Origin of the sequence: Reyranella sp., assembly GCF_965228225.1 — a bacterium.
Classification (GTDB): Bacteria; Pseudomonadota; Alphaproteobacteria; order Reyranellales; family Reyranellaceae; genus Reyranella.
On record NZ_OZ245801.1, the window covers coordinates 958,507 to 975,294 of the forward strand.

Consider the following 16,788-nt stretch of genomic DNA (forward strand, 5'->3'; position numbering starts at 1 on the left):
CTTGAGTCGCCAAATCTCAAGGAGCACGGAATGGCCGACGCAGGCGACAAGAAGACCAACCAGCCGCCCCAGCAGCAGGAGAGGCCGGGGTTGACCGGCGAGATGCGGCCCCGACCAGACCATGGCGAAGAGAGCTACCAGGGGTCACACCGTTTGCAGGGAATGCGCGCCCTGATCACCGGCGGCGATTCGGGCATCGGCCGCGCGGTGGCGATCGCCTTTGCGCGTGAAGGCGCCGATGTTCTCATCTCGTATCTCAGCGAGCATGAGGATGCCGAGGAGACGGCGCGGTGGATCGAAATAGCCGGCCGGAAGGCCGTGCGGATCGCCGGGGACATACAGGACTCTTCGCATTGTCGCGCGCTCGTCGACCGGGCCGTCTCGGAACTGGGCGGCCTCGACATCCTGGTGAACAATGCCGCCCATCAGGCGACGTTCAAGTCGCTCGACGAGATCACCGACGAGGAGTGGGAAGCGACGTTCCGGACGAACATCCACGCGATGTTCTGGTTGGCGAGAGCGGCCGTGCCCCACATGCCAAAGGGCGGGGCCATCATCAACACCGCCTCGATCAACTCCGACGTGCCGAACCCGACACTGCTCCCCTATGCGACCACCAAAGGGGCAATTCACAATTTTACGGGAGGGCTAGCGCAGCTCCTGGCCAAGGACGGGATCCGGGTCAATGCCGTGGCTCCCGGACCCGTATGGACGCCGCTCATCCCGTCGACGATGCCGCCAGATACGGTCGCAAATTTCGGAAGCAATGTGCCAATGATGCGGGCGGCACAGCCGGCGGAGCTGGCGACCGCCTATGTCATGCTCGCCGACCCGCGGTCGAGCTATACGTCAGGTGCTACGATCGCCGTCACCGGCGGAAAGCCCTTCCTCTAGTAAAAAGGCCGGGTCCATGAGACCCGGCCTTCCATCCGCTTTCGGTCAGTTAGCGCCGATTGGTCTTGTGATGCTCGTCGTTGGGCTTCACCGGCGCGGCCTCGATGAAGGAAACGGGATCGCTGCCCGGGAAGCTATCCTTCAAGGCCGCGTCGAGCTTCTTCTCGAGCTTGTCGTCCGCGGACAGGGTCTTGCCTTTGTCGCGGCTCTCGGGCGAGGGGCTGTTCTCGGCGCGAGAAATACGCTGCTCGAGCGCGAGCAGTTCCTGTTCCATCATCTTGAGATCGGATGCCTCGCGTTCCGACGCGCCATCCGACTCCCGCGCGCTGGCGATCTTCGCCTGAAGGTCATCGCGTTCCTGCATCAACTGTTCGGTCTTGGTCATGAGAATCTCCGGGCTGAGGGTTGGAATACAACGTTCCCCGGCGCCTTGAAGTTGCCCCCGACATTCCGGGCGCGGTCGGAACCATTCGCCGTCGGCCCGTTGTGGAGGCGGCTGAAATGCTCAGCTCCCAATTGAGAGGAATGGAAATGAAGAAGATGTTCGCCCTCGCGGCCGCCGCTGTAATGGTTGCCGGCGCCCCGGCCTTCGCAGCCACCGACGCCGAGTGCCAGGAAATGTGGAAGAAGGCCGACGCCAACACCGACGGTAATGTCTCGGGCGGCGAGGCGATCCGCTACATGTCGTTCATGCGCGTCGCCGGCATGACTGTCGCCACCGAAGGCACGATCACGCAGACCGAGTTCATGAACGCCTGCAAGGCGGACGCCTACAAGGTCAAGGCGGTCGACGCCGGTGCGCCGCTCAAGGGATCAAACTCCTTCACGGAGGCCCAGGCCAGGGACCGCATCATCGCCCAGGGCATGGACAACGTGACCGGCCTGACGAAGGACGGCGACGGCATCTGGCGGGCCACGGCGCAGCATGCCGGCAAGCCCGTTCAGGTGGCCGTCGACTACAAGGGCAATGTCGTCATGGCGAACCAGTAACACCGAAAAACGAAGGGAATTCGAAAATGAAAACCGTTAGCCGAGCTTATGATAGCTACGCCCAGGCCCGTGCCGCCGTTGACGCGGTCGAGAAGGCCGGCGTGCCGAGCAGCGACGTCAGCATCGTCGCCAATAAGTATGTGAGCGCCGAGTACGAAGAAGTGGATGACGTGAACAAGGCAGCCGCCGGTGCGGGCATCGGTGGAGCGGTCGGCGCTGGCGCCGGCCTGCTCGCCGGTCTCGGCTTGCTGGCCATTCCGGGTCTCGGCCCGGTCGTGGCCGCCGGTTGGCTGGCCTCGACCGCCGCTGTCGCAGCCGGAGGCGCTGCCGCCGGTGGCATCGTCGGCGCCATGGTTGAGGCCGGCACCGACAAGGAGCATGCCGAGGTGTATTCCGAAGCGGTCCGTCGCGGCGGCACGCTGGTCACGGCACGCGTTCCCGATGGCGATGCGGCGCGCATCGAATCCATCCTCGCCGCCTCCAGCCCAATCGATCCGGTGGCCCGTGGCGCCGAGTATCGCGCCGCAGGCTGGAAGAATTTCGATCCCAAGGCGCCGCCGTATCGGCCGAACCAGACCGAGATCGATCGGATGCGCGCCAACTGGCCGGGCTGATCTACCTAAGCGTGATGAGGAAGGGCCCGATTGTCGGGCCCTTTTTCGCGTGTCTGACCGCTCAATGTGCCATTTCGGGCAGGATACTAGGAGCGGTCACGCAACAAACACAGCGGTCCGGCATTGATTCTTCAAAGGAAAGGAGAAGGATATGGAAACGGCCCGGACACTTCTGGAAGACATCGCCCAGCTTTTCGCCGCTCCTGCCACGCCTCGCGACCAGCTCGATCTGCTGCGGCGTGATCGGATGGATGCGGAGGCCGAGATCCGCTCCGTTCTCGATCGCTTGGCTAGTAAGTACGACGTGCCGAGCGAGGATGTGGAAGAGACCATGAACTCTATCGGCGTCGCAATCGGCGACATGACCTACGAGCCCGAGACCGAGTATCTCGAGGAGATCGACGTCAAACCGCCTGTCTAACCAAAATGGAATAGGGCCGATATCGCCCGCCGGCACTTTGAAGACTGCCGCTTTTTGTCTCTCCGTTCGTAAGGCACAGCGGTTTCGCTTGCTTCTGCACTGTCCGGTTCGCCACCTCGATTGGTGTGTTGTTTTGTTCTAACGGGCCATCCACACCGATTCTCGACCCGCTCGGCGTCGAGGTCGGATCCTTTGCGCACGACCCCTTGGGGTTCGTGCTCTTTGCCTTCCCGTGGGGCGAGCCTGGGACTGTGCTGGAAAAGGACGCCGGGCCCGAATCCTGGCAGCGTGAGGTGCTGGCACATATCGGGCTTTCGCTCGCGAGCGTCCCCGATGCGGTTCGCATCGCCGTCGCCTCTGGGCACGGCGTCGGCAAGTCGGCGCTGGTGGCGTGGATCATTGTCTGGGCGCTCTCGACGTTCCGGGACACGCGCGGCATCGTGACGGCCAATACGGCGACCCAGCTCAAGACCAAGACCTGGCCCGAGCTCACCAAGTGGTTGCGCCTCGCCGTCTGCGCCGACTGGTTCGACATTTCGGCGACCGCGATCGCCAGCACCGAGCCTGCGCACGAGCGGACCTGGCGCATCGACGCCGTGCCTTGGAGCCTGCGCGCCACCGAGGCCTTCGCCGGCCTGCATAACCAGGGGCGACGCTTGTTCGTGGCCTTCGACGAGGCCTCGGCCATTCCCGACCCCGTCTGGGAAACCATCGAAGGCGCGCTTACCGACCGCGACACCGAGATCCTGTGGCTTGCCACCGGCAACCCGACGCGCAACACCGGCCGCTTCCGTGAATGCTTCGGCCGGTTCCGCCATCGCTGGCAACGACACCAGGTCGATGGTCGCAAGGTCTCCCTCACCGACAAAGACGAGATCGCGCGCTGGGCCTCGGACTATGGCGATGACAGCGATTTCTTCCGTGTCCGCGTGAAGGGCGAGTTCCCGAGGGGAGGAGCCATGCAGTTCATTGACGGTGAGACGGTCGAGGAGGCGGCGTTACGGCCCGCCGAGAGTCATCTGCGCCAGCCGCTTGTGATGGGCGTCGATTGCGCGCGAGGCGGGGACGACCAGAGCACCATCTGGTTTCGCCGCGGCCGCGACGCGCGCTCGGTGCCCGCGATCAAGCTGCGCGTCAACGATCTCATGGTGCTCTCGGGCAAGGTGGCGGAGCAGGCGCTGCGGCATCGCGCGGCCGCGGTGTTCATCGACGAGGGCGGCATTGGTGCTGGCGTGGTCGACCGCGTGCGCCAGATGCTGGCAGGCCATCTGGTCGTCGGCGTCAATTTCGGCAGCCGTGCCGACCGCTATACATTGGGCGACGGCATGCCGCTCACCGCCAACAAAGCCGCGGAGATGTGGGCCTCGATGCGCGCTTGGCTGCGGACCGGCGCCATCCCCGACGATCCCGAGTTGAAGGCCGAGCTTACGGGCCGCGAATACGGCTTCGACCTGCATAACGCGCTACGGCTCGAGAAGAAGGAGGACATGAAGAAGCGCGGCCTGTCCTCGCCCGACAATGCCGACGGGCTGGCGCTCACATTTGCCTATCCGGTGGCGGACCTGCGGGAGGAGACTCGGTTCGAGGCGGGGGGCGGTGTGAGCGCCGGTGCCGCCGCGATCGAGTCGGACTACGACCCGCACGAGGGTCTTTAAACGCTGGACTCACATCGACTGCATTGGCATCGTCGGCTCCAGTCGCCCGCAGAGGCGATCGGGAGGCATCCTGGGCGACCGGTCGATCGGCCGACTCGATGTCTGGAGGCCCGCCGTTCCGATCATCCCCGACGGAGCGGCGGGCCTTTGCACTTTCGTGCGAGGTCGGCGCGGCTGGCTACGTACTCTGCTAAACTCGTCACTCATCCCAGCGGAGCGGCCGCAATGAAGAACACAATTGCGGCCCTGGCGCTCGGCGCCGTGCTGGCAAGCGGTACGTCGGGACCTGCACGGAGCCAGCCTTCCTCGATGCAGACATCGATCTCGCGATCGATGAGTTCCCCAAACATATCGTCGTTCACACAGTTGCTGGACGTCAGCGCCAGCCTGGCGAACAGCATCAACCAGACCTTGGTTGGGCAGCAACAGGCAACGATCGACTCGATCCAGGCCCAGGCGATGGCGACACAACAGCAGGCGGCGGCGCAACTCGTGGGCTCCTCCGCCGCAGTGGCCGGTGCGACCCTGAGCCTCGTCGTCAGCATGGGTGGCGCCGCCGCCGGCATGGACGCCTCGATCAGCGAGAGCGTCGCCGGCGCAAGAATGAACCATGCGATGAGCTGTCCGGTCTTCGCGGGCGGGGGCACGGTGTTGGGCGAGGATGGCTGCGTTTGGGCGAAGGCCACGGGCCAGCATGCGACACAGTTCGGCGTGGCCACCGACAGCGCGGGCATCCACGCGGGCGGCCAACGCGAGATTTCGCCGGGCTGGTTCCTGGGCGGCTCGCTGGGCGTAAGCAGTTCGTGGATGAACGCCGGCGGCGCGTCCAGCCTCGCGCAGTCGTTCGGCGGCAGCGTCGCACTGAAGCACGTGCAGGGGCCGTGGCTGCTGGCCGGCGCCGTAGCGGCCAGCACGACTGCCACGCACATCACGCGGCCCTCGGGCGGCCCGCCCGGCAGCCTCATGCAGGGCGACGCCAATGTCTTCCAGGGCGGCGTGCGCTTGCGGGCCGCCTATGACGTGGCGTTCACGGGCTGGTACCTGCGGCCGCGCCTCGACCTCGACGCCTACTACAGGAGCCTGTCGGGCTATCAGGAATACGGCGCGGGCGCGGTGGCGCTGGTGGTGAACGGCACCAGCAAAGTGAACGCAATGATCGCGCCGACGCTGGAAGTGGGCGGCCGCTTGGAACTGGGTGAGGGGATCATCGTGCGGCCTTACCTCGCCGGCGGCGTTGTCGTCCTGCCCGACAACACGCTGACGCTCGACACTTCTTTCGCCGGCCCCCTCGCACCGTTCGGCGGATTTCGCACAACCTTCCAGGGCCCGCCGGTGCTCGGCACCGTCGAGGCCGGGGTGCAAGTCTATCGCGAGCACGGATTCGAGATGAAGGCGGACTATCGCCTGGCTGCAGGACAGTCGTTGCTCAGCCAGTCGATCGCGCTGCGCGGGGCGTGGCACTTTTGATGACAGCAGACCAAAGGGTTGCCTCAAGGCGGAAAGCCTCCGGAGGAGGACATGCTTAACCGACCGTAGGCGGAGCATTCCAAGTGGTCTGCCGATCGAATCTCTTCCAACTTACCGCTTGCATCCTCAAAATCCGGTTCATCAGTAACTCAGGGGCTCGCTTCTCACAGGAGAAACGCCCTTGGGTATTTTTGGTGGCGGCCAGGCCGCTTTTCCCCCGATGTCGCCGCCGGCCCTGCCGCCGGCGCCCGAACCCGCGCCGTCGATGGTCGATCCGTCGGTGCGCGAGGCGCGCGATGCGCAGAAGAAGCGCGCGGCTGCGATGGCGGGTTATGCCTCCACGATCACGACCGGTGGGCTGGGCGTCAGCGGTTCCGCGTCGACCACCGCCGCGCGCGGCAAGACGATGCTGGGGGCCTGAGCGATGGTCCACGATGCCGCCCTGCGCCGCCACATCGATTCTCGCCTCGGCGTCCTGAAGCGCCAGCGCCAGTCGTGGGAGCCTGGCTGGCGCGAGCTGTCGCGCTTTGTCAATCCGCGGCGCGGCCAGTTCTTCTCGTCGCCTAACCAGGGCGGTCGCGGCGCGCAGAGCAATGCCGCCATCCTCGATCCGACGGCGCTTTTCGCGCTACGCACCCTGGTGGCTGGGCTCATGTCGGGCATCACCTCGCCGGCGCGGCCTTGGTTTCGACTGTCGATTCCCGACCGCCGTGTGGCGTCTTTGGCGCCGGTGAAGGTTTGGCTCGACGAGTGCGCCGAGCGAATGCGCATGGTGTTCAACGCCGGCAATCTCTATTCGGCGCTGCCGCTGATCTACGAGGAGCTGGGCCAGTTCGGCACCGGCTGCGCGATCGTCGAGTTCGACCGCGAGGACGTGATCCGCCTCTACACCCTGTCGACCGGCGAATACTGGCTGGGTCTCGACTGGCGCGGCCGCGTCGACACCTTGGCGCGGCGCTTCATGTACTCCTACCGGCAGATCGAGGCGCGCTGGCCCGGGCACGGCATCGCGGAGATCTCCGAGCGGGCGCGCGGCGCCGACGCCGACACCGAGATCGCCGTCCTGCACATGATCGAGCCCAACACGGGCTACGCGAAGGGCCGGCTCGACGCGGCGGGGAAAAAGTTCCGCTCGGTCTACTGGCGTGAGGGCGGTGGCCAGGCCGAGGGCGAGTTCATCCATTGCGGTGGCTATTCGCAGTTCCCGGCGTTGACGCCCCGCTGGGCGCCGATCGGCAACGATGCCTACTCGAAAGGACCCGGCCACGACGCCCTGCCCGACGTGAAGTCGCTGCAAATCCTGAAGAAGCGCGAGCACAACGCTGTCGACAAGCATGTGAACCCGCCGATGGGCGCGCATGTCAGCCTGCGCGGCTCGGCTTCGTCGGTGCTCCCGGGCGCCATCAACTACTTCACCACTCAGGAGAGGGGAGCGGGGATGTGGCCGCTCTACCAGACGGCTCCCGGCGCCATCGCCGAGGTCGAGCGTCTCGTCTCGCGCACTCAGGCCACCATCAAGTCGGCCTTCTTCGCGGACCTCTTCCTGATGATTTCGGACATGGACGGCGTGCAGCCGCGCAGCCAGCTCGAGATCAGCGCCCGCCGCGAGGAGAAGATGCAGATGTTGGGGCCAGTGCTCGAGAACCTGCACGACGATCTGCTACAGCCGCTGGTCCAGCGCACGTTCGCCATCATGGCCGAGCATGGGCTGTTCCCCGAGCTGCCGGCCGAACTGCACGGCTATCCGCTCGACGTCGAGCTTATCTCCATCCTGGCACAGGCGCAGAAGGCGGCCGATCTCGGCTCCGTGGAGCGTCTGTGGGCCTTCGCCGGCAGCATCGCCGCCACGCGGCCCGAGGTCCTCGACAAGCTGAACGCCGACGAGAGCATCGATGTCTATGCGGACAAGCTGGGCGCCCCGGCTGCCATTACCCTGGCCGACGACGTGGTGGCGCAACTCCGCGCCGCGCGCGCCCTGCGGGCCGAGGCCGCGCAGGCCCTGCAGGTGGCAGGCGCTATCGCCGACGGTGCCAAGACCTTGAGCGAGACGGAGGTCGGCGGTGGCCGCAACGCCCTTCAATCCGTCCTGGGAGTGTGAGCGATGCACGATCCGAACGATGCAAGGCAGGTCCGTGGAGCCGAACAACTCGAGAAGCAGGCGCAGCAGCGCGTCGCCGATGATCTGAAGGCGGTGATGGCGACCGAGCAGGGCCGCAGATTCGTGCACGGGCTGCTCGGCCTCTGCGACATCCGCAGCGACGGCTACGTGCCGGGCGGCATCGAGGCGCAGCGGCACCAGGATTACAGGGCCGGCCGTCGCAGCATCGGCATCGAGTTGCTGGGCGAGCTCGAACGCCATGCGCCGGAGATGACCGAGCTAATGAGTGTGGAAGCGCGCTTCAACGACATCCGAACCGAGCTGGCGGCCTGGGCCGCGGAGGAGCAGACCGATGCCTGAATCGATCGACGCGACGACTAAACTGGAGGAGCAGGGTGCGGCGGCTGAAGGGACCCGGACCCTGGAGGCCGAGGTCGCGACCTCGCAGGCAGCTGCGGAGGCCGGCGCCGAAGCCGCCGCGACACAGGCTCCCGTCGACTATTCCGGCCTCACGCTGCCCGAGGGCTATCGCGCCGACGATCCGGTATTCGCCGATGTCGTGAAGTTGTTCGATGCCGAGAAGATCGCCCCCGAGACGGCGCAGCGGCTGATCGACTTCACCGTCGAGCGCGACAAGGAGATCGCGCGGGCGGTCAACGAGCACTCCGTCGCCGCCTGGAGGAAGCAGACGGGAGAATGGCGCGCGAGTGCCGAGAAGGAGTTCTCGGCCGAGGCACTCGGCGAGGCGAGGACGGCGCTCGCGCGGGTCTTCGACCGGCAGACGATCACCTATCTCGAAGGGCTGGGATTCACCAACCATCCCGGCCTGATCCGGGCAATGGTGAAGGTCGCCCGCAGCATCAAGGACGACTCGTTCGTGGCCGGCAATGCCGGCCGCGGCGGCAGCGCGCTGGACCCCAAGTCCCTCTATCCCAACTCCCTGCACAACTAGGAACCACGCTCCATGGCAACGCTTTCCGTGACCAATCCGACCCTGGCCGACTGGTCCAAGGTCATCGATCCCAATGGCAGTATCGCGCAGGTGATCGGCCTGCTGTCGCAGATGAATGAGATCACCGATGACATGGTGTGGAACGAGGGCAACCTGCCAACCGGCCACCGCACCAGCGTGCAGACCTCGCTGCCGACCGGCACCTGGCGCCGGTTCAACGAGGGCATCGTGCCGACCAAGAGCACGAGCACCCAGATCACCGACTCGTGCGGTATGCTCGAGACCTACTCGGAAATCGACAAGGCGCTGGCGGATCTCAACGGCAACACGGCGGCCTATCGGCTCTCCGAGGATCGCGCCTTCCTCGAGGGGCTGACGCAGCAGCTTGCCGGCGTGCTGTTCTACGGCAACACCGCGACCAACCCCGAGCGCTTCATGGGGTTCGCGCCGCGCTACAACACGACCTCCACGGCGACGTCGCAGACCGCCAACAACTTCATCGCGGGCGGCGGTTCGGGCTCCGACAACACGTCGATCTGGCTGGTCGGGTGGGGCGACCTCACCGTGCACGGCATCTTCCCGAAAGGCAGCAAAGCCGGCCTGTCGATGAAGGACCTGGGCGAGCAGACGCTGCTCGATGCAGCCGGCAACCGCTACCAGGGCTATCGCACACACTACAAGTGGGATGCGGGCCTCACCGTGCGCGATTGGCGCTATGTCGTGCGCATCGGCAACATCGACGTGTCGGATCTCGCCGGCTCCACGCCGCCCGACCTGGTCAAGCTGATGATGCGGGCGATGAACAAGATCCCGAACATCAAGATGTGCCGGCCCGCCTGGTATATGAACCGCACCGTGAAGCAGTGGCTGGACATCCAGCGCAACCTCGGTGCCGCGGTCTCCAACACGACCAACAACACCAACATCCGGCGCACGCTCGACGAGAGCGACGGCCGGCTGTTCGACAGCTTCGGCGGCATCCCGATCCGCAAGTGCGACCAGATTACGCTGGCCGAAGCGACCGTGTCGTAAGCGGCGCCGCAGGAAAGGACACAGACATCATGATGTACGACAAGCTCAATACGTTCGGCACCGACCAGGCGGTTACCACCACCGCCGCCTCAACCGACATTGTCGACCTCGGCGCCGCCCGCGACATGGGCAATGGCGAGGCGCTGGAGCTGGTGATCCTCGTCACCGAGACGGTCACCGCCGCGGGTGCCGCGACGGTCACCTTCACGCTGGAGACCGACGACAACGCCGGCTTCGCCTCGGCCTTCGTGCTCGCCAGCTCAGGCGCCATCGCCAAGGCGGCGTTGACCGCGGGCACGGAAGTGCTGCGCGTGAAGGTGCCGCTCGATGCCGAGCGCTTCCTCCGCACCAACTACACAGTGGCCACCGGTCCGCTGACTGCCGGCAAGTTCACCGCGTTCCTCGCCCACGACCGCCAGGCCAGCCGGGCCTACGCGTCGGGATTCACCGTCTGAGCGGAGGCATCGTCATGGCCCAGAAGAACGACAAGCACGACAGGACCGAGAAGGCGGCGGAGTACGTCGTCGTCGACAATCCCTTCTACGACGGCGTCCAGCTTCATCCGATCGGTGCCCGCATCCTGTGGTCCGGCCCTCCGGGCCTCTCTCTCGTACCAGTCGATGCGCCGCGCCGCCGCAGTGCCGGCGAGGCGCCGATCTTCGGCGATCCGCTGGCCGGCCGTGGCGATGGCGCCCCGGTCAAGGCGGCCCGGCCCGGCGACCAGGTCGTCCTCGTCCAGTGATCGACGCCGGGTGAAGGCAGAGGGGCCGGTCTTCGGGCCGGTCCCACCACCCAGAGGAGAACAATCCATGGCTCAAGACATCGCCTACCAGTCAGCCGTCCGGCGCAGTGCCGTGCCCGTCTCTGAGGCAAGCCCGCTGCCGGTCGTGCTGACCAACCTGACGGTGGCGGCGCTGGTGAAGTCGAGCATCACCATGTCCGGTGCCTCGGCCGAGCTCGTCGCGGCAGACGTCACCCGCAAGATCGTGATCGTGAGCAGCACGAAGACCAACGCCTCGGCGGCGATCGATCCGACGGGCGGCACGGCCGCGCTCGACGCCGGCATTCCGATGGAAGGCGGCGACACGATCCAGATCACGGGGAAGGAGGCGCAGAGCGCCATGACCCAGATCGGCACCAACGGCCAGAAGCTCACCGTCTACACGGGGTCCTGATCCCATGCCGATCGCCTTCCTCAACCGGGCGCTGGGCGGCGCCTCCCGTGCCTTCGATACCGACGTGCTGTCGTGGCGCGATGCCGTCGTCGCCAACGGCGGCTCGGTCTCGCTCGGGCGCCTGATCGTCGTCGACCAGTTCGTGTTCAGCGAGAAGGCCGCCGGCACCTGGGCGCTGACGGACGACTATTGGGGCTTCTGGGCGGAGAACGCCGCGCAGGCTCTGACCTCGCTGAAGCAACGCCGGCTCGCCACGGCGGTCAACACGCCGACGTTCACCGCGGACCGAGACTACACCTTCGACGGCAGCACCAACTCCATCGACACCGGGTTCGTGCCGAGCACGCACGCCGTAGCGATGGCGGGCACCAGCCAGCGGATCGGCGTGTACGAGCGGACCAATGTGAACGCTGCCCGAAACGCGATCGGCTGCTCGGCAACAGCTTCGCGGCGCATGACGTTGACGCCGCGGAGCGGCACGGCGGCATTCGCCAATCTCAACACGGCCGGCGGCACGAACGGTCTCGCTCTCTGGACTGTCGATAGCCGGGGCTTCAAGGCCGTAAGCCGCGCCGGAGGCAGTCTCACGGTCAAGGGGTACGACCGGGGCGTCGTCTTACCCGACGCCGTCGCCGGGTCGGTCGGCACCACTCTGCCGGAATACTCGGTCTTCATCGGAGGCGTAAACGACACCGGCTTGCTGTCCTCTGCGAGGGCGTCGGCCGTGGGCTTTGCCGTCGTCGGTGCGCCGCTCTCCGACGCCCAGGAGCTTGCGCAGTACAACGCCATGCAGGCGTGGGCCACGTCCGTGGGAGCACAGGTCTGATGGCGACGTTCATCCTCCTCACGGCCGGGCAGGCCGATCATGTGCGCGGCCCTTCCATCTCGACGCCCTCGGCCGCCCTGGAGCCGGTCGAGCGGCAGGGCGGTGCCTTCATCCTCGGTGTCGCCGTGCTGACCGATCCGGCGCACGAGGCGAACCACAGCTATCTCGCCGCGCTTCCGCAGATGGACGACGGCGATCCCGAATTTCCGCCCCAGATCGAGCCGCAGGAATGAGCGACCGCGACCTCGTCACCATGCCCAGGGCGGCCCTCGAAGCGATGCTCGAGGACGCGGCCGAGCGCGGCGCCAAGAAGGCGCTGGCTGGCGTCGGCCTCGGCGACGCCGATGCGCCAGATCATATCCGGGGCCTGCGCGATCTGTTCGACATGTACCGCGCGATTCGAAACGGCGCGCTGAAGCAGATCGGCCAGGCCATTGCCCTCTGCATCATCGGCGCGCTCGTCCTGTTCGCGTCTCAGAAGTTCAAGCCATAGGAGCGAGCCGATGGATCCGAAGATCCTCTATTACGACGTGATGCGCACGATGGCCTCGCTGGAGGGCTGGGCGGGCGTGAAGTCGGACGACCGGGCCTTGGTGCTGTTGATGGCGATCGCCGGGCAGGAGAGCGCCTGGGCCGCGCGCAAGCAGGTCGGCGGTCCCGCGCGCAGTTACTGGCAGTTCGAGAAGGGCGGCGGTGTCGCGGGCGTCCTGTCGCATGCCGCCTCCAAGGCCAGGATCGCGGCCGTCTGCGCGCAGATCGATATCCCCTGCGACACGGCGACGGTGTACGAGGCCATGGCGTGGAACGACACGCTCGCGGCGTGCATGGCGCGCCTGTTGCTGCTCACCGATCCCCGCCCGCTGCCGGCGCTTGGCGATCAGGAGGCGGCTTGGCGCTACTACCTCGACAACTGGCGGCCGGGCATGCCGCATCCGCAGACCTGGCCTGCGCGCTACGCCAAGGCCATGGAGGTGGTCGGCGTTGACCCTAAAGTGCCGATGAAGGGAGCCGCCTAGATGCCGTTCCTTCCCCTGTTGCTCGGCCTCGCGCCGACGGTCGCCTCGTGGATCATGGGCGACAAGACTGGTGCTGCGGTGTCGAAAGTCACCGGCATCGCGCGCGAGATCCTGGGCACCGATGACGCCACCGGCATCGAGCGCGCCATCGCGGCCGATCCCAATCTCGCGCTGCAATTCAAGATGGCCGTGATCCAGGCCGAAGCCGACGCCCGCCGGCAGGAGTTCGAGACGCTGCAGGCCCAGCTCGCCGACGTCCAGAGCGCCCGCAACCAGACCGTCGAACTCGCCAAGGCCGGCTCGGCCATCGCCTGGGGCGCGGTCGCCGTCAGCTTGCTCGTCACGGCGGCGTTCATGACCGCGCTGTGGTTCGTCGTCCGCCAGGAGATCCCGGCCGCCTCGCGCGAGATCGCCTACATCCTGCTGGGCACGCTGGGCGCCAAGTTCGGCGACATCGTCGCCTATTGGGTCGGTTCGAGCTCGGGCTCGGCGCAGAAGTCGGCGGCGCTCGAGAAGGCCGTCGCGATGGGAGGAGGGCGCTAGATGCCGGCCGACACCGACATCGGCAACATGGCGCTGAGCCGGCTCGGCACGCGCGCCACCATCGCCGACCTGACCGAGAACAGCACCGAGGCCCGCCAGATCAATCTCTGGTACGCGACCGTGCGTGACGAGCTGCAGTCGCTGGTCGACTGGAACTTCAATCGGGTGACCCAGGCGCTCGCCGCGTCGGGGACGCCGCCGGCGCGCTGGGCCGCCAGCTATGCCTATCCGTCGGGCTGCCTGCGCATGCGGAGGCTCGAGTTGGGCGCCTCGACCTGGATGTGGGGCGAGCCCGCCCGCGGTTTCGAGATCGCGTCGAACGGCAGCGGCACCTTCCTCTATTGCAACGAGGATCGGGTGATGGCGGTGTTCGCGCAGCGCGTGGTCGATCCGGCCCGCTTCACGCCCGGCTTCATCCTGGCCTTCGTCGACTGCCTCGCGGCCGCAATCGCGCATGCCATCACGCAGAAGGCCGATCTCGCCGAGCGTCTTGCCCGGCGCGCGCAGGAGCGGATCGAGCGCGCCATGGCTGACAGCGCCAACGAGGGCGTGAGTGCCGGTGACGCGGACCGGAGGGCGCAAACCCTGGCGGTGCGCGGCGTCGACGGGAGCGCGCCATGACCTGGCCCATCCTTCTGCCCAGTTTCGCCGCGGGCGAGCTGGCGCCGTCGCTGCAGGGGCGGGTTGACCTGGCCAAGTACCAGGTCGGCCTCGCGACGTGTCTCAACTGGTTCGTCCATCCCTTCGGCGGCGTCAGCACGCGCGCCGGAACGGCCTTCGTGGGCGACACCTGCGATGCGGCGGTGCGCAGCCGGCTGATCCCGTTCAGCTTCAACACGCAACAGACCTACGTGCTGGAATTCGGCGACCGAAAGATGCGAGTCGTGAAGGAGGGTGGCTACGTACTCGAGGCTGGTGTTGCCATCGCCGACATCACGCGCGCCAGCCCCGGCGTCGTGACGACTGCCGGGCCGCACGGCCTGTCGAGCGGCGATGCGATCTGGCTGGACGGGATCGAGGGCATGCGCGAGCTCAATCGCCGGCGCTTCACGGTGACGGTGATCGGCGGCTCGACCTTTGCCCTGGGGATCGACACGTCCGGCTATGGGAACTGGACCGAAGGTGGTACGGCGGCCCGCGTCTATACGATCGCGACGCCCTACCCTGAATCCGACCTGGCGCGGCTCAAATACGTGCAGAGCGCCGACACGATGACGCTGACGCACCCGTCGCATGCGCCGCGCAATCTCACCCGCACCGGCCATGCCTCGTGGTCGCTCGCCACGATCACCTATGCGCCGACGCAGCAGCCGCCGACGGCGCTGGCCTCCACGGCGGCCGGCTCGGGCTTCGACTATGTCGTGACGGCGGTTGCTGAGGAAACCGGCGAGGAATCGGTCGCGTCGGCTTCAGTGTCGTCGAACGTGCAGACGTCGAAGATCACCTGGACGAATGCCGCCGGCGCGAACTCCTACAACGTCTACAAGGGCAAGAACGGCGTCTATGGCTTCATCGGCCGGGCAGGCGACGGCGCTACGGGGTTCACCGATACGACGGTGGCGCCCGACACGTCCGACACGCCGCCGGAGGACAAGAACCCGTTCGACGCCGCAGACAAGTATCCCGGCTGCTCGACCTATCACGAGGGCCGGCAGTGGTACGCCCGCACCAACCAGAAGCCGCAGACGCTCTACAGCTCGGCCTCGGCGGCGTTCAACAACATGAACACCAGCTCGCCGTCGAAGGACAGCGATGCGATCACCCGCACCATCGCCAGCCGCGAGGTGAACGAGATCCGCCACCTGCTCAGCCTCAACGTGCTGCTGGTCTGGACCTCGGGCGCGGTGTGGAAGGCCTGGGCCGGCGCGCAGGCCGATGTCATGACGCCGGCGAATTGCGCGGTGAAGCCGCAGAGCTATGAAGGCATCTCGGAAATCCCGCCGATCGCCACTGAGAGTGCGGCTCTCTATGTAACCGCCTCCGCCAAGAAGGTGCGCGACGTCGCCTATGATTTCGGCTCCGACAGCTGGGCCGGTCGCAACGTCTCTATCCTCGCCGGGCACCTGTTCGAGACGCATGGCATCGAGGAGTGGGCCTATGCCCGGGATCCGCACGGCATCGTCTGGTGCGTGCGGTCCGACGGCGTGCTGCTGGCCTTCACCTACCTCAAGGAACACGACGTCTATGCCTGGTCGCGCCACGTCACCGACGGCCGGGTCGAAAGCGTCGCCGCCGTGCAGGAAGCCGACGAGACAGTGCTTTACCTGTCGGTGAAGCGCACCGTTGGCGGCGAGACGAAGCGCTTCGTCGAGCGCATGGCAACTCGCGGCTTCAAGGACGTGCAGGCCGCTTGGTGCGTCGATAGCGGTATCCGCCATGACGGCTGGAACAGCGAAGCGAGTCGCACGCTCGCGATCACGGGGACGGCTTTTGGCCCGGGTGAAAGCGTGACGCTGACGGCCGGGGGCCATGCGCCGTTCAGCGCGGCGTCGGTCGGCGCCAGCTACATCCTGCGCAACGGCCAGAACCAGGTCACCGTGACGGTCGTGTCGTACATCGATGAGAGCCATCTCGGCGCCAGGCTCGACATCGCGCCGCATGCAAGTCTGCAGGATCGCCCCACCGTGGATTGGGCGCTGGCTGCGCTCACGCTGGGCGGGCTCTGGCACCTCGAGGGACGCGAACTCGCGGTGCTGGCCGACGGATCGGTGCAACCAAATGCAACGGTGAGCAACGGCACGATCGTACTGCCGCGGGCCTCGGGCTCGATCCTCGCGGGCCTTCCTTACGTGTGCGATCTCGAAACGCTGAACCTCGAAGCCGGGCCGCCGACCCTGCAGGGCCGGCAGAAGGTCGTGAACGAGGTGGTGCTGAGGGTGAAGGACACGCGCGGACTGAGCGCCGGTCCGACCTCGGACCGCCTGGTCGAGATCAAGGAGCGCGCCGGCGAGCAGCCGGGATATCCGACGTTGCTTACCACGGGCGACGAGCGCGTGCTGATCGATCCGGACTGGAATGCAGCCGGCCGGGTTTTCGTGCGCCAGGCCCACCCGCTGCCCGCCACCCTGCTTGCCATCATCCCCCGCCTCGAAACCGGAGCCTGAG

The 16,788-nt window shown here is 66.7% G+C and carries 22 protein-coding genes; 21 read left to right on the plus strand and 1 reads right to left on the minus strand.

All coding sequences use genetic code 11. The features are described 5' to 3' along the window. Window positions 1-30 precede the first annotated feature (30 nt). A complete protein-coding gene (locus ACO07K_RS04640; protein ID WP_422034728.1) occupies window positions 31-894 on the plus strand; it encodes an SDR family oxidoreductase in 864 nt (287 codons plus the stop codon). Between the two features lie 49 nt (window positions 895-943). Here the strand turns inward: ACO07K_RS04640 and ACO07K_RS04645 are convergent, their stop codons facing one another. Continuing rightward, entirely contained in the window at window positions 944-1,279 is a 336-nt protein-coding gene (locus ACO07K_RS04645; protein WP_422034729.1) for a hypothetical protein, read from the minus strand. Between the two features lie 146 nt (window positions 1,280-1,425). Between ACO07K_RS04645 and ACO07K_RS04650 the strand changes: the two genes are divergently transcribed. The 20 genes from ACO07K_RS04650 to ACO07K_RS04745 all read left to right on the plus strand — a co-directional run bounded on the left by ACO07K_RS04650 (window position 1,426) and on the right by ACO07K_RS04745 (window position 16,787). Next, entirely contained in the window at window positions 1,426-1,884 is a 459-nt protein-coding gene (locus tag ACO07K_RS04650) for a hypothetical protein (RefSeq protein ID WP_298315480.1), read from the plus strand. 26 nt (window positions 1,885-1,910) lie between these two features. Further along, window positions 1,911-2,498: a hypothetical protein gene (locus tag ACO07K_RS04655; protein ID WP_422034730.1), complete on the plus strand. Its 588-nt coding sequence runs from the start codon at window positions 1,911-1,913 to the stop codon at window positions 2,496-2,498. A 151-nt stretch (window positions 2,499-2,649) separates the two neighbouring features. Further along, on the plus strand, window positions 2,650-2,919 hold the full coding sequence (locus ACO07K_RS04660) for a hypothetical protein (protein ID WP_422034731.1): 270 nt from the start codon (window positions 2,650-2,652) through the stop codon (window positions 2,917-2,919). A gap of 251 nt (window positions 2,920-3,170) precedes the next feature. Next, a complete protein-coding gene (locus tag ACO07K_RS04665; RefSeq protein ID WP_422034732.1) occupies window positions 3,171-4,574 on the plus strand; it encodes a terminase in 1,404 nt (467 codons plus the stop codon). 225 nt (window positions 4,575-4,799) lie between these two features. Beyond that, window positions 4,800-6,041 carry an autotransporter outer membrane beta-barrel domain-containing protein gene (locus tag ACO07K_RS04670; RefSeq protein ID WP_422034733.1) on the plus strand — a complete coding sequence of 414 codons (1,242 nt, stop codon included), beginning with the start codon at window positions 4,800-4,802 and terminating at the stop codon, window positions 6,039-6,041. A gap of 181 nt (window positions 6,042-6,222) precedes the next feature. Further along, window positions 6,223-6,462, plus strand: coding sequence for a hypothetical protein (locus tag ACO07K_RS04675; protein ID WP_422034734.1), 240 nt, complete (start codon window positions 6,223-6,225; stop codon window positions 6,460-6,462). Between the two features lie 3 nt (window positions 6,463-6,465). Further along, complete coding sequence (locus ACO07K_RS04680) at window positions 6,466-8,139, plus strand: portal protein (protein WP_422034735.1); 1,674 nt, start codon at window positions 6,466-6,468, stop codon at window positions 8,137-8,139. Between the two features lie 3 nt (window positions 8,140-8,142). Further along, window positions 8,143-8,499, plus strand: a complete 357-nt coding sequence (locus ACO07K_RS04685) for a hypothetical protein (protein WP_422034736.1) — start codon at window positions 8,143-8,145, stop codon at window positions 8,497-8,499. Continuing rightward, complete coding sequence (locus ACO07K_RS04690; RefSeq protein ID WP_422034737.1) at window positions 8,492-9,091, plus strand: hypothetical protein; 600 nt, start codon at window positions 8,492-8,494, stop codon at window positions 9,089-9,091. The genes ACO07K_RS04685 and ACO07K_RS04690 overlap by 8 nt, the downstream gene beginning before the upstream one ends. 12 nt (window positions 9,092-9,103) lie before the next feature. Beyond that, window positions 9,104-10,123, plus strand: a complete 1,020-nt coding sequence (locus tag ACO07K_RS04695) for a major capsid protein (protein WP_422034738.1) — start codon at window positions 9,104-9,106, stop codon at window positions 10,121-10,123. Between the two features lie 29 nt (window positions 10,124-10,152). Further along, the gene (locus ACO07K_RS04700) at window positions 10,153-10,578 is read left to right on the plus strand and encodes a Bbp16 family capsid cement protein (RefSeq protein WP_422034739.1); all 426 of its coding nucleotides are present in this window, start codon (window positions 10,153-10,155) and stop codon (window positions 10,576-10,578) included. A 14-nt stretch (window positions 10,579-10,592) separates the two neighbouring features. Beyond that, entirely contained in the window at window positions 10,593-10,865 is a 273-nt protein-coding gene (locus tag ACO07K_RS04705) for a hypothetical protein (protein ID WP_422034740.1), read from the plus strand. Window positions 10,866-10,932: 67 nt separating this feature from the next. After that, window positions 10,933-11,298, plus strand: coding sequence for a hypothetical protein (locus ACO07K_RS04710; protein ID WP_422034741.1), 366 nt, complete (start codon window positions 10,933-10,935; stop codon window positions 11,296-11,298). 4 nt (window positions 11,299-11,302) lie between these two features. Continuing rightward, window positions 11,303-12,124, plus strand: coding sequence for a hypothetical protein (locus ACO07K_RS04715; protein WP_422034742.1), 822 nt, complete (start codon window positions 11,303-11,305; stop codon window positions 12,122-12,124). After that, window positions 12,124-12,357 carry a hypothetical protein gene (locus ACO07K_RS04720; RefSeq protein WP_422034743.1) on the plus strand — a complete coding sequence of 78 codons (234 nt, stop codon included), beginning with the start codon at window positions 12,124-12,126 and terminating at the stop codon, window positions 12,355-12,357. Before ACO07K_RS04715 ends, ACO07K_RS04720 begins: the two co-directional genes overlap by 1 nt. Then, a complete protein-coding gene (locus ACO07K_RS04725) occupies window positions 12,354-12,617 on the plus strand; it encodes a DUF6127 family protein (RefSeq protein WP_422034744.1) in 264 nt (87 codons plus the stop codon). The genes ACO07K_RS04720 and ACO07K_RS04725 overlap by 4 nt, the downstream gene beginning before the upstream one ends. A 10-nt stretch (window positions 12,618-12,627) precedes the next feature. After that, complete coding sequence (locus ACO07K_RS04730; protein ID WP_422034745.1) at window positions 12,628-13,140, plus strand: hypothetical protein; 513 nt, start codon at window positions 12,628-12,630, stop codon at window positions 13,138-13,140. Then, window positions 13,141-13,683 (plus strand): hypothetical protein, encoded by a 543-nt coding sequence (locus tag ACO07K_RS04735; protein WP_422034746.1) that lies wholly within the window; start codon window positions 13,141-13,143, stop codon window positions 13,681-13,683. Beyond that, window positions 13,684-14,304 (plus strand): hypothetical protein, encoded by a 621-nt coding sequence (locus ACO07K_RS04740; protein WP_422034747.1) that lies wholly within the window; start codon window positions 13,684-13,686, stop codon window positions 14,302-14,304. Beyond that, the gene (locus ACO07K_RS04745) at window positions 14,301-16,787 is read left to right on the plus strand and encodes a ubiquitin-activating E1 FCCH domain-containing protein (protein WP_422034748.1); all 2,487 of its coding nucleotides are present in this window, start codon (window positions 14,301-14,303) and stop codon (window positions 16,785-16,787) included. Before ACO07K_RS04740 ends, ACO07K_RS04745 begins: the two co-directional genes overlap by 4 nt. Window position 16,788 lies beyond the last annotated feature (1 nt).

What these genes read in the sequence shown, in the direction of transcription:
- ACO07K_RS04640 (WP_422034728.1), top strand. Translation starts at nt 31, where the DNA reads ATGGCCGACGCAGGCGACAAGAAGACCAACCAGCCGCCCCAGCAGCAG.
- ACO07K_RS04645 (WP_422034729.1), bottom strand. Translation starts at nt 1,279, where the DNA reads ATGACCAAGACCGAACAGTTGATGCAGGAACGCGATGACCTTCAGGCG.
- ACO07K_RS04650 (WP_298315480.1), top strand. Translation starts at nt 1,426, where the DNA reads ATGAAGAAGATGTTCGCCCTCGCGGCCGCCGCTGTAATGGTTGCCGGC.
- ACO07K_RS04655 (WP_422034730.1), top strand. Translation starts at nt 1,911, where the DNA reads ATGAAAACCGTTAGCCGAGCTTATGATAGCTACGCCCAGGCCCGTGCC.
- ACO07K_RS04660 (WP_422034731.1), top strand. Translation starts at nt 2,650, where the DNA reads ATGGAAACGGCCCGGACACTTCTGGAAGACATCGCCCAGCTTTTCGCC.
- ACO07K_RS04670 (WP_422034733.1), top strand. Translation starts at nt 4,800, where the DNA reads ATGAAGAACACAATTGCGGCCCTGGCGCTCGGCGCCGTGCTGGCAAGC.
- ACO07K_RS04680 (WP_422034735.1), top strand. Translation starts at nt 6,466, where the DNA reads ATGGTCCACGATGCCGCCCTGCGCCGCCACATCGATTCTCGCCTCGGC.
- ACO07K_RS04685 (WP_422034736.1), top strand. Translation starts at nt 8,143, where the DNA reads ATGCACGATCCGAACGATGCAAGGCAGGTCCGTGGAGCCGAACAACTC.
- ACO07K_RS04690 (WP_422034737.1), top strand. Translation starts at nt 8,492, where the DNA reads ATGCCTGAATCGATCGACGCGACGACTAAACTGGAGGAGCAGGGTGCG.
- ACO07K_RS04695 (WP_422034738.1), top strand. Translation starts at nt 9,104, where the DNA reads ATGGCAACGCTTTCCGTGACCAATCCGACCCTGGCCGACTGGTCCAAG.
- ACO07K_RS04700 (WP_422034739.1), top strand. Translation starts at nt 10,153, where the DNA reads ATGATGTACGACAAGCTCAATACGTTCGGCACCGACCAGGCGGTTACC.
- ACO07K_RS04705 (WP_422034740.1), top strand. Translation starts at nt 10,593, where the DNA reads ATGGCCCAGAAGAACGACAAGCACGACAGGACCGAGAAGGCGGCGGAG.
- ACO07K_RS04710 (WP_422034741.1), top strand. Translation starts at nt 10,933, where the DNA reads ATGGCTCAAGACATCGCCTACCAGTCAGCCGTCCGGCGCAGTGCCGTG.
- ACO07K_RS04715 (WP_422034742.1), top strand. Translation starts at nt 11,303, where the DNA reads ATGCCGATCGCCTTCCTCAACCGGGCGCTGGGCGGCGCCTCCCGTGCC.
- ACO07K_RS04720 (WP_422034743.1), top strand. Translation starts at nt 12,124, where the DNA reads ATGGCGACGTTCATCCTCCTCACGGCCGGGCAGGCCGATCATGTGCGC.
- ACO07K_RS04725 (WP_422034744.1), top strand. Translation starts at nt 12,354, where the DNA reads ATGAGCGACCGCGACCTCGTCACCATGCCCAGGGCGGCCCTCGAAGCG.
- ACO07K_RS04730 (WP_422034745.1), top strand. Translation starts at nt 12,628, where the DNA reads ATGGATCCGAAGATCCTCTATTACGACGTGATGCGCACGATGGCCTCG.
- ACO07K_RS04735 (WP_422034746.1), top strand. Translation starts at nt 13,141, where the DNA reads ATGCCGTTCCTTCCCCTGTTGCTCGGCCTCGCGCCGACGGTCGCCTCG.
- ACO07K_RS04740 (WP_422034747.1), top strand. Translation starts at nt 13,684, where the DNA reads ATGCCGGCCGACACCGACATCGGCAACATGGCGCTGAGCCGGCTCGGC.
- ACO07K_RS04745 (WP_422034748.1), top strand. Translation starts at nt 14,301, where the DNA reads ATGACCTGGCCCATCCTTCTGCCCAGTTTCGCCGCGGGCGAGCTGGCG.